The sequence below is a fragment of the Herpetosiphon gulosus genome, assembly GCF_039545135.1.
Taxonomy (GTDB): domain Bacteria; phylum Chloroflexota; class Chloroflexia; order Chloroflexales; family Herpetosiphonaceae; genus Herpetosiphon; species Herpetosiphon gulosus.
Genome location: NZ_BAABRU010000061.1, coordinates 1 through 8,305, shown reverse-complemented (window position 1 = coordinate 8,305; position 8,305 = coordinate 1). Strand labels below are relative to the sequence as shown.

Sequence of the window (8,305 nt, the reverse complement as noted above, 5' to 3'; positions counted from 1 at the left end):
CCGCCACCCGTGCCAACGGCGGCGTGGATCAACCCGCCGCTCAGTGTGGCTGCGCAGCCAGACGACCCAGCGCGGCTGAAACGGAATTCCTGATCGTCACCTGTCTCAAAAATATTGACACGTTCCGATGCAGGAGCAAAGCGATGGCGATAGGTATAGTGTGCACCACTATACCTACCAATAACCGTGTGTACTTGCTCAAACTGGGTCTGTAACTCAGGGGCAATAGTAAAATCGCTTGTCCTAAGAGTTTGTACATCATGTGCGTGAACCAACTGCTGGTTTGGTACTAGGGCCAAACTTGTGAGCAACAGACCAAGAAGCATCATCATTTTACCGAAAACGTTCATACTCCTCCTATGGCTAAAAATAAACGCTGATACGGTGAGCTATGCTATTGGGCATATGAGAAACTATACCAAGATCCCGCAACAAGGCGTTGCAGAATCGTTGCAGAATCGTTGCAAATCAGCAGTAGGCATCCAAAAGGAGGGCAGAAAATTTGGAGCCTGCAACACTATGGCGAACAGCAGCACACGGCGATGTCGATCAGTCGAATGGTTGCGATATCGTATATTAAATCGAGCACCAAGGGCTAACTTTGTCTTTTGTATCAGAACCCAAGAATACGCCTCTGCCTGCTCAGGCAGAGCCATGAGACACCCGACGCGACCATCCCATGAAGCGACCTTTAGCGTGATTCATCCGTAATGGCTTGTCCGGCAGCACGCGCTGCATCCACCAGATCACGCAGTCCAAGCCGCGTCGCCCACGCTGAGAGATAGGCGTGATCAAGCTGTTGGCCATGGATCACCATAATCGACACGACATCACGCCACTGTTGCGGTGCCAAGGAACCACCCAACTGATGCCATTCTAATTTGGCGAGAATAATATCTTCCGCACTCGCGATATAGGCCGTCTGTTCGGGGTCGGTTTGGAGAATCGCCCGAATCCGCCGTTGAAATTCGGCAACTTCAAAGGGGCGATGGGTTGCCAGAAAGACATCAATCTTAAAGCCCGTTTCCCAGTGAATCAGATTGAAACACGGGCGGAAGTCGGCTGGAAGATCGGGGATCGCACGACTCTCAAGGGCCGCAAGGATTTCATGGGCTTGAATATAGAAGTCAGCACTGAGCCGATCCACCAAGCGCGAAATATGGTCTTCCTGAATATCCGCCACAATATCCGTATCCTGCGTGAGGCGATATTCCCCATAGAAGATCCCCGCCATTGACCCGCCAATAAAATAGGGAATCGCCAGATCATCAAAGACGGTGGTTACCCGTAAGGTTGCAATGACCATAGTCGTCATGCTACGACGCAATCCAATCGTCAAGCGGGCCATAGACGACCAAGGCTCGCGCAGGGCCAAGTTTGCGATCAAAAAGCCGACGACGTAACTCGCGGGGCGATGCGTGGGGATACGTGTGGCGTAATGTTTGGAGAATGATGGTATCCGTCTGTTCCTGCATGTGGGCAGCAAGCGCAAGTTTGCGCCATGGGGGCAAGGCGCGCAAAATACGCACCTGAACAGCGGCAGCCGCTGCGGTCGTATCACGAGTTAAGGTCATAGTGAGTCGCTCCTTCTGAACAGCGTTCCGGATGCTCGTCCTAGTGTAGCATCACCGCTGCATGGCAGCAAGCCGTGCATACGTGGGCCGCGTCTTATGCCTGCTCCTCAGTAGCCGCGCTTTCCGCCACCAAATCATTGGCCAAGGGAATGCGATCATTGGCGATGGCTTGCTGGGCCACATAGCGCCCTGGCATGGCAAAATTCGACCAGCCGCCGGCATCCCGCAGCGCCTGAATCGGCACCTGCAACTGGGCGAGGCGGGTCGCCCACGAGTGGCGCAAGTCGTGGGGTGAGAGATTGGCAATCCCAATCAGCAAGGCGACTTCCCCACAGCGCAAGCCCAAGTCCACCAACAGGCAGATGAGCAGGGCATCACGGGCGGCAACGGCCTCAGACCGGGTCGTGGGATTGCGCCATGGGGCGTGCTTCAGGTCGATAATCTGCGAGGTCGTGAGAATATTGGCCGTGGCCTTTTTGGCGGCAATCCGCGTCGATTGGTCGGTGGCCACGCGCTGCTGGTCAAGGTTATCGCCTTCACTGCGGCGATAGCCGCTGAGCGCCCGAATCCGACTGTAGGTATCGGCGGGAATCACCCCCGCAAGGTGGGCCAGTCGGGCATAGGTGCGCACGGTGGCCAAGCGCATGTTGATCGTGCCAATCGCATAGCCCTCGGTCAGCATCCAGGGCTCGATCCGCTCCACGCCGCCATGCAGCTGATCATCGAACGGGTGCAGACATTCGCGGCAGGAGGGCCACGCCCAACGGTTGATGATGACGACTTTATGGATGCGCTTGACCAGCTCGACGACTGGGAGGCATGGATGCCCATCGCCTTCGATCGACGGGCGGTGAATCAGGCCTTTCACGCGCTAGGGAGGAACCCGCATGCAGATAACGATCACCATCCAGATCCAGAACGATGATGACACCCAACACCAGCACGTGCTGACCACCCTTGCGCGGGAAGCAGCCAGCATCGATACGCTTGGCTTAACCCTCGCCGAGAGCAAACAGCTGTTGCAGCAGACCTAACAGGCGCTGGTCACCCACCAAGTCACCGCCTACCTCGCGCAGCACCGGCCCTGTCCTACCTGTGCCACGCCACGCCGGATAAAACAGCAGACCACCGCCCCGTTCCGGACGCTCTTTGGCCGCGTTGCGGTCGCCAACCCCCGCTGGTATCAGCGTGCCTGTCAGCCGCACGCGACCAACACCAAAACCATGCGCCCCCTCGCCCAGCTGCTCCCTGAGCGGGTCAGTCCTGAATTGCGCTATCTTGAGACAAAATGGGCCAGCCTCATGGCCTATGGCCTTGCGACACGGCTCATCCATGAGGTGTTGCCCATCGATGCGACGCACAACGCAACGACGGTGCGCAATCAGCTGCTCCACGATGCCTAGCGGCTTGAACAGCAGCTCGGCGATGATCGGGTGATGGTTTGGGATACCTGTCAGGCCGAGCGCGATCGCTTGCCCATGCCTGATGGGCCGCTGTCGGTCGGACTCGACGGGGCGATTCTTCGCGCACGGCGGGGCAGTTGTGGGCGCAGACGGCCAATCTGTTTGAGGTCATCGCAGGCAAAAGTATCCTCGCCTTTCGTCGGGATGCGCCGGAGGGCATGCCGCCAACCAGCAAATGTTTCGCCTTGGTGCAGCGTTATGATCGCACGCCACGACGGCGACTGTTTGACCTGCTCCGATCGCAGGGCATGCACGCCAATCAGCAGGTGATCTTTTCACGGATGGCGGTGATACCGTCCGCCGCCTGCCTGATGACCTGTACCCGCAGGCCGAGCACGTGCTGGATTGGTTTCATCTCACGATGCGGCTAACGGTGCTCCAGCAGTGCGCTCGCGGGCTTCCTGTCCGTCCGGACTACCCACCCTGGGATGGACGATCACTGGCAGACAGCATCGAACGGATCAAACACCACCTCTGGCATGGCGATACGGCCAGCGCGTTGGAGGCCGTGGACACGCTTGCCGCGTGGTTGGATGGCTGGGATGACGATGCGGATGGGATGATCACCATCCAGCCGGGGAGCGCGGCAGCGGCAACGATGGGGCGGTATGTCCACGACCTGAGCAGCTATATTGACCACAACAGCGGGTCAATTATTAATTATGGGGAGCGTTATCGGCAGTGCGAGCGGATGAGTACCAGCTTTGTCGAGTCAACGGTGAAGTATGTGGTCAGCAAACGCATGGTCAAAAAACAACAAATGCAGTGGACACCCAAAGGGGCGCATCTGCTGCTGCAAGTCCGAACCCAAGTGCTCAATGGTGATTGGGAGGCGACCGTTCGCGGGTGGTATGGGGGTTTCCGGTCTGAACCGATGCGTGCGCCAGCGCTGCCGGTATCGGGCTAGTGCCCCCGAGTTTTTACTGCTCTCCAACATAACGCTTTTTTGTAAATTCGCTGATTAACGTATCTGCTCAATAATCGGGGGCAGCGGGCTATCCATGCCACATTGAGAGTACTTTGGGCTTCCAATCCGGTTGGGGTGGTGTCTCGCGCCACGAACTGCCAAGCGGATTTGCCTGTGCCCGTGTGGTTATCTCGTCGGCCAAGGAAACCAGCATCGGGTCATGACACAGCATCGCATACCGATAGGCATAGAAATTCCGCTCCAGCTTGGCGGCGGTCGCCGCCAGCGTCTGAAACGTATCCCACGCCTGCATCCCTGCGTCGCTCCGTGGCCCAAAGCTCATATCGCGCTTGCGCACGCGTCGGCGGACTCCCAGATCGGCGGGATTATTGTGCAGTGGAATCTCAGGATGATCGAGCACCCTTAAGAGTCCCCGTGCTTTTTCGGCAGTCATCACAATCCGTGCATCCAAGGCTGCATAGCCGGTGACGGTCGCAAAGAGCTGTCGAAATTCTGCGCGTAAGCGCACCGCTTCCGCGCTGCTCGGCGCAGCCTGATAGGCACGCAATGCGCGATAATACGCCCAATACTGGGTTAAAAATGCATCGACGAGCTGTTGATGCTGGGGGAAGCGGGGCAGCAGTTTTTTGTAGGCCCGCGCATCGTGAGCCCAACACAACGCCAATTCCTGCGTGATCATGGCCCATTGGGGGGCATCATCAGCGATGAGCAACCGTGGCCGGGCAATCGGCGGGTCGCGTTGCGCGTGATAAGCGGCAATCGCGAGCGCATCCTTAAGCCGTTTCCGTGTCCCAGCTTTGAACTGCTGCCCATGGGCGAGGACAAAGCCATCAAGCACGTCTGCCGTCAGCATGGTTTCGCGGGGCAAGGCCGCCAGCACGGTGCGATCACGGGCGGGGACATCCATCAATCGCAGCAGCCGATCACTCGTGCTATCGGCACGAAACTGAAGCGGTTGACCACCTTGCAAAACGGCGAGGCATACTGCCGATCTGCCTGTGGCACCGTCGTATAGACAGTATAGAGCGGATTGCACACGACATGACAGTGGGCAGTGCGCCCATTGACCCGCGTAACCGTGGTGTCAATATGCTGCCACGGACTACTGGCGAATCCAGCCTTGAGAATGGCCATTCGGTCGTGGTGAAAGGCATCGTGATTCGTGATAATTAACTGCGAGAGTTGGCCCACCGAAATGGAGATCCCTGCGAGGGTGAGCACCCGCCGAATACTGCGTTCACTCATGCCGCTCTCAAACGCTAAGGGAAGGACAAAGGCTTTGAGGTGTGGACCAAACTGGCCTTCATAGCCGGGTGGATTGGCCGCGAGGAAGGTTTGACGCAAGGATGGAGAATACCATTTTTCTTTGCGAAAACACACCGTATCGGTGGTTAAACGCAGATCTTGAACACGCACCTGGTGATAGCCTTTAAAGCGGGCATCATGGGGAAGCGTGGCGCGATCAACCATCAGCGTTTCGGTGCGATCAATGCGCAGGGTAGCCTGTTTGGCGCGGGTACATCGTGCTTGGGAATCGCGCGTTCATGCGTCGAGGAACACGCAAGGGCAGGGCGGTTCGGTTTGATCGTCGGCTGGCCATGTTCGCCTTTGAGTCGATTATTCTCGTCGCGCAGGCGTTGAATCTCATCAGCCTGGTGCCGAACTTTGGCAGCCAGATCTTCGGCCTGATTCATAAGGAATCGGACGATCGTGCGGAGAGATTCATCGTGAATAGTCGTCAGATCAAAACCGTCAAGCATAGCCGCAGTATAGCAGATTTTGTGGCATGGATAGCCCGCTGCCCCCGATTATTGAGCAGATACGTTAATCTGCAAAATGTTGGCAACAGGCCTAAATACATCACACTATTTTTAGTTTTATTAATCCTAGGGCCGTTTTTCGCCGAATGGGAATCCTACCCGACTTAGTGCATGCCTTGAGTCCCGCATGGGGTATTCGGATTGAAGATAACTGGTTGACCAAGCCGTGGCTGGTCGCCCCATGGCCTGATGGTACACCCCGTTTGTGGGGCGCTGGCTATTTCGTGAATCCCTATCGTTAACCTCTATTAAAGGAGTTTCTATGCATTGGTGTTTTTTATTCGTGATGCTGCTCGTCAGTCCGTTCAGTGCGTTCGCCCAAACCACCCCACTGACCGTGCGGGTGCAGGATGAGGCGACCATGCAGCCCGTGGCAGGCGTGGTGGTGACGTTCACGCCCGTCGGTGGCCAACCAATCACAGCGACCAGTGATGCACAAGGGATCGTCGTGGTGGCCTTACCCGCCGAGCGGCTGGTCGTCACGCTGGCCGCTGCCGATGGGGTAATCCTGCCGTGGGAAGCGCCATACGAATCAGGTTATCCCATCCAGTCGGTCGTGGGGTTGACGACCTTTACCGTGCAGATCGACCCAGTAACCGGAGTCGCGCATCACGCCCTCGATCAAGACTGGGCAGGCGGCCCAACCCAAGCTGATGACCCGACCGCCGCCCTTGCGCCACCCGCGACCGGAACTGCCATCGCCGCCCAAACCGCAACAGCAGAGGTGACCCAGTTGCCCACCAGTGAAGTCGAGCCGCCAACGAGCGAACCCACCAGCATCGTACCTGCCGCGTCACCCACCAGTCTGCCCAGTCCCATACCGACCAGCAGTCAACCTGTCCTTGCGATGTTGCCGAGTAGCCCACCGACCCCACCCGCCACACACTCATGGACGCTGTGGCTACCGATTCTGGTCATGGTTGGCGTGCTGCTCTTAGCGCTCTGGAGTTGGCGCGGACGTGCGGGGGTGCTGCGATGATCCGGCGTGGACTAGTGCTGGTGATGCTGCTGGTGCTGCTCTGCCTCATGGCTCCAGCGGCTACCACCGCCCAAACGCCGACCACGACCCCGTCCGCTGCGGCATGGGCCTTCGATACCCCACGCACGTTGGGACGGGACATCGGCGTGATTCGCGGCTTGGCCACGGCACTCGACGAGCACGGCTATGCCCATACCAGTTATCTCCGGGCGAGTGAGTTTATGGCCGAGGCCAGTCACAGCGCCCTGATTGTGCAAGGGGTGACACAGGCTGGCGACCGCTATGAGCGGCGGTTGTGGCAGGGTGAACCAAGCGCTGGCCCCACCGCGATCACCGCCCGCCAAGGCCGGATCATGGTCGCCGCAACGCTTGATGGACAGGTGCGGCTGTGGGAAAGTCGCGATAGTGGGGTGACATGGGGCGAACTGGCCAGTCCGGTGGCCGCCAGCGTGGCGCAACTCGCTATCCTGCCCGATGGACGCGCCGTGCTGGCATTGTTGACGCGCACGGGGATGCACTTTCACCTGACCATCGCGACCGAAACGAGTTCAGGCAGCGGAACGTGGCAACAGGCCAACCCCCTGCCTACAAGTCCAAGCGCGGTAGTGGCCGTGTGGCAGCGCGACGACGTGCGCACCGATCAGGCAGGGTTGCCGCAGTTGGTGATTGCGCAGGGCATGGCGGGTGGCGTTCAGCTTGCCATAACGCAGGACGGGACAACGTGGCAACCGCAGACCATCGCCAGCGCCACCCCGCATGCGCTGGCCCTGAGTGCCGTCGGCAACCGATTGGTCGTGGTGCATGAGCAGTATGGCGCACGGGTGCTGTGGCTGGCGAGTTCGACCGTGCGCGAGGGTTGGCAGGTGACGCGCCTGGCTACGCCGTCCTCGGTGATTGTCGAGGCTAATCCACTGCTCCACGACCCGCAAACCAACACGGTGATGCTGCTGACGACCTGCCGCTTTCCCGACCGCCCCTTTGGCAGCCATCGGGCGCAGCTGTGCCTCAGTCGGGTTGCAGCGGAGGAGCTGCACGTGGCGAGCGCGTGGGAACGTCAGTGGGCTGAACCGTGGACACCCATCGCCATGGCGCAGCCCCATACTGCACAGGCCGGAGCGGTCGTGGTAACGCGAGGGATGCAGGCCCATGTGACATGGGTCGGCCAGTTTATGCCGAGCGATTTTCTGCATATTAACGCAACGCAGGCGGGGTTTGTGACCACCAGCGAGGCCATGGTCACGACGGTGCGGATTCCAGCATTGGCGCGGCTGGATGCACCGTGATGGAGGCGCGAGTAATTGCCGTCTAAGGATTTGTCATGGAATCAATCGCTTACTACTTTGATTCTTCTACCATTTCAGACAGGGGACGATTGCTGAAGCGTATCTGGTAGAAGCTCAGTAATGAAACAAATAACCTTCAAGATTCAGCATAAACGAGGGGCCAGGATGCATCGAAACCCAGGCCACATGTTGATAACGTTAGAATGGCTACCGATACGTGTAGTAGAACGCATATATGTTTTATCATCAAAATATGCA

At 58.3% G+C, this 8,305-nt stretch carries 11 protein-coding genes and 1 pseudogene; 6 read left to right on the top strand and 6 right to left on the bottom strand.

Going from position 1 to position 8,305, the window contains the following annotated elements; genetic code table 11:
• The 4 genes from ABEB26_RS26500 to ABEB26_RS26485 form a co-directional block, all read right to left on the bottom strand.
• Positions 1 to 350 (bottom strand): hypothetical protein (locus ABEB26_RS26500; protein ID WP_345725107.1); only part of this gene is annotated, 350 nt, incomplete at its 3' end.
• 341 nt (positions 351 to 691) lie between these two features.
• Entirely contained in the window at positions 692 to 1,315 is a 624-nt protein-coding gene (locus tag ABEB26_RS26495; RefSeq protein WP_345725106.1) for a hypothetical protein, read from the bottom strand.
• A gap of 1 nt (position 1,316) precedes the next feature.
• Positions 1,317 to 1,574, bottom strand: a complete 258-nt coding sequence (locus ABEB26_RS26490; RefSeq protein ID WP_345725105.1) for a hypothetical protein — start codon at positions 1,572 to 1,574, stop codon at positions 1,317 to 1,319.
• Positions 1,575 to 1,668: 94 nt separating this feature from the next.
• Positions 1,669 to 2,256 (bottom strand): tyrosine-type recombinase/integrase, encoded by a 588-nt coding sequence (locus ABEB26_RS26485; RefSeq protein ID WP_345725104.1) that lies wholly within the window; start codon positions 2,254 to 2,256, stop codon positions 1,669 to 1,671.
• A 205-nt stretch (positions 2,257 to 2,461) separates the two neighbouring features.
• Here ABEB26_RS26485 and ABEB26_RS26480 point away from each other — a divergent pair, with 205 nt between their 5' ends.
• From ABEB26_RS26480 to ABEB26_RS27045, 3 genes and pseudogenes are all read left to right on the top strand, one after another.
• Positions 2,462 to 2,608, top strand: a complete 147-nt coding sequence (locus tag ABEB26_RS26480) for a hypothetical protein (RefSeq protein ID WP_345725103.1) — start codon at positions 2,462 to 2,464, stop codon at positions 2,606 to 2,608.
• 189 nt (positions 2,609 to 2,797) lie between these two features.
• The gene (locus ABEB26_RS26475; protein ID WP_345725102.1) at positions 2,798 to 2,977 is read left to right on the top strand and encodes a hypothetical protein; all 180 of its coding nucleotides are present in this window, start codon (positions 2,798 to 2,800) and stop codon (positions 2,975 to 2,977) included.
• A gap of 658 nt (positions 2,978 to 3,635) precedes the next feature.
• Positions 3,636 to 3,944: pseudogene (locus tag ABEB26_RS27045) on the top strand (ISKra4 family transposase); the annotation flags it as partial.
• Between the two features lie 88 nt (positions 3,945 to 4,032).
• On the opposite strand, the gene ABEB26_RS26465 reads toward ABEB26_RS27045, so the two are convergent.
• Both ABEB26_RS26465 and ABEB26_RS26460 read right to left on the bottom strand, forming a co-directional pair.
• A complete protein-coding gene (locus tag ABEB26_RS26465) occupies positions 4,033 to 4,872 on the bottom strand; it encodes an IS66 family transposase (RefSeq protein WP_345725100.1) in 840 nt (279 codons plus the stop codon).
• Entirely contained in the window at positions 4,872 to 5,381 is a 510-nt protein-coding gene (locus tag ABEB26_RS26460; protein WP_345725099.1) for a PAS domain-containing protein, read from the bottom strand. Before ABEB26_RS26460 ends, ABEB26_RS26465 begins: the two co-directional genes overlap by 1 nt.
• Before the next feature lie 128 nt (positions 5,382 to 5,509).
• Here ABEB26_RS26460 and ABEB26_RS26455 point away from each other — a divergent pair, with 128 nt between their 5' ends.
• The 3 genes from ABEB26_RS26455 to ABEB26_RS26445 all read left to right on the top strand — a co-directional run bounded on the left by ABEB26_RS26455 (position 5,510) and on the right by ABEB26_RS26445 (position 8,047).
• Positions 5,510 to 5,893 carry a hypothetical protein gene (locus tag ABEB26_RS26455; RefSeq protein ID WP_345725098.1) on the top strand — a complete coding sequence of 128 codons (384 nt, stop codon included), beginning with the start codon at positions 5,510 to 5,512 and terminating at the stop codon, positions 5,891 to 5,893.
• Between the two features lie 154 nt (positions 5,894 to 6,047).
• Positions 6,048 to 6,764, top strand: a complete 717-nt coding sequence (locus tag ABEB26_RS26450) for an Ig-like domain-containing protein (protein ID WP_345725097.1) — start codon at positions 6,048 to 6,050, stop codon at positions 6,762 to 6,764.
• A complete protein-coding gene (locus ABEB26_RS26445) occupies positions 6,761 to 8,047 on the top strand; it encodes a sialidase family protein (RefSeq protein ID WP_345725096.1) in 1,287 nt (428 codons plus the stop codon). The genes ABEB26_RS26450 and ABEB26_RS26445 overlap by 4 nt, the downstream gene beginning before the upstream one ends.
• Positions 8,048 to 8,305 lie beyond the last annotated feature (258 nt).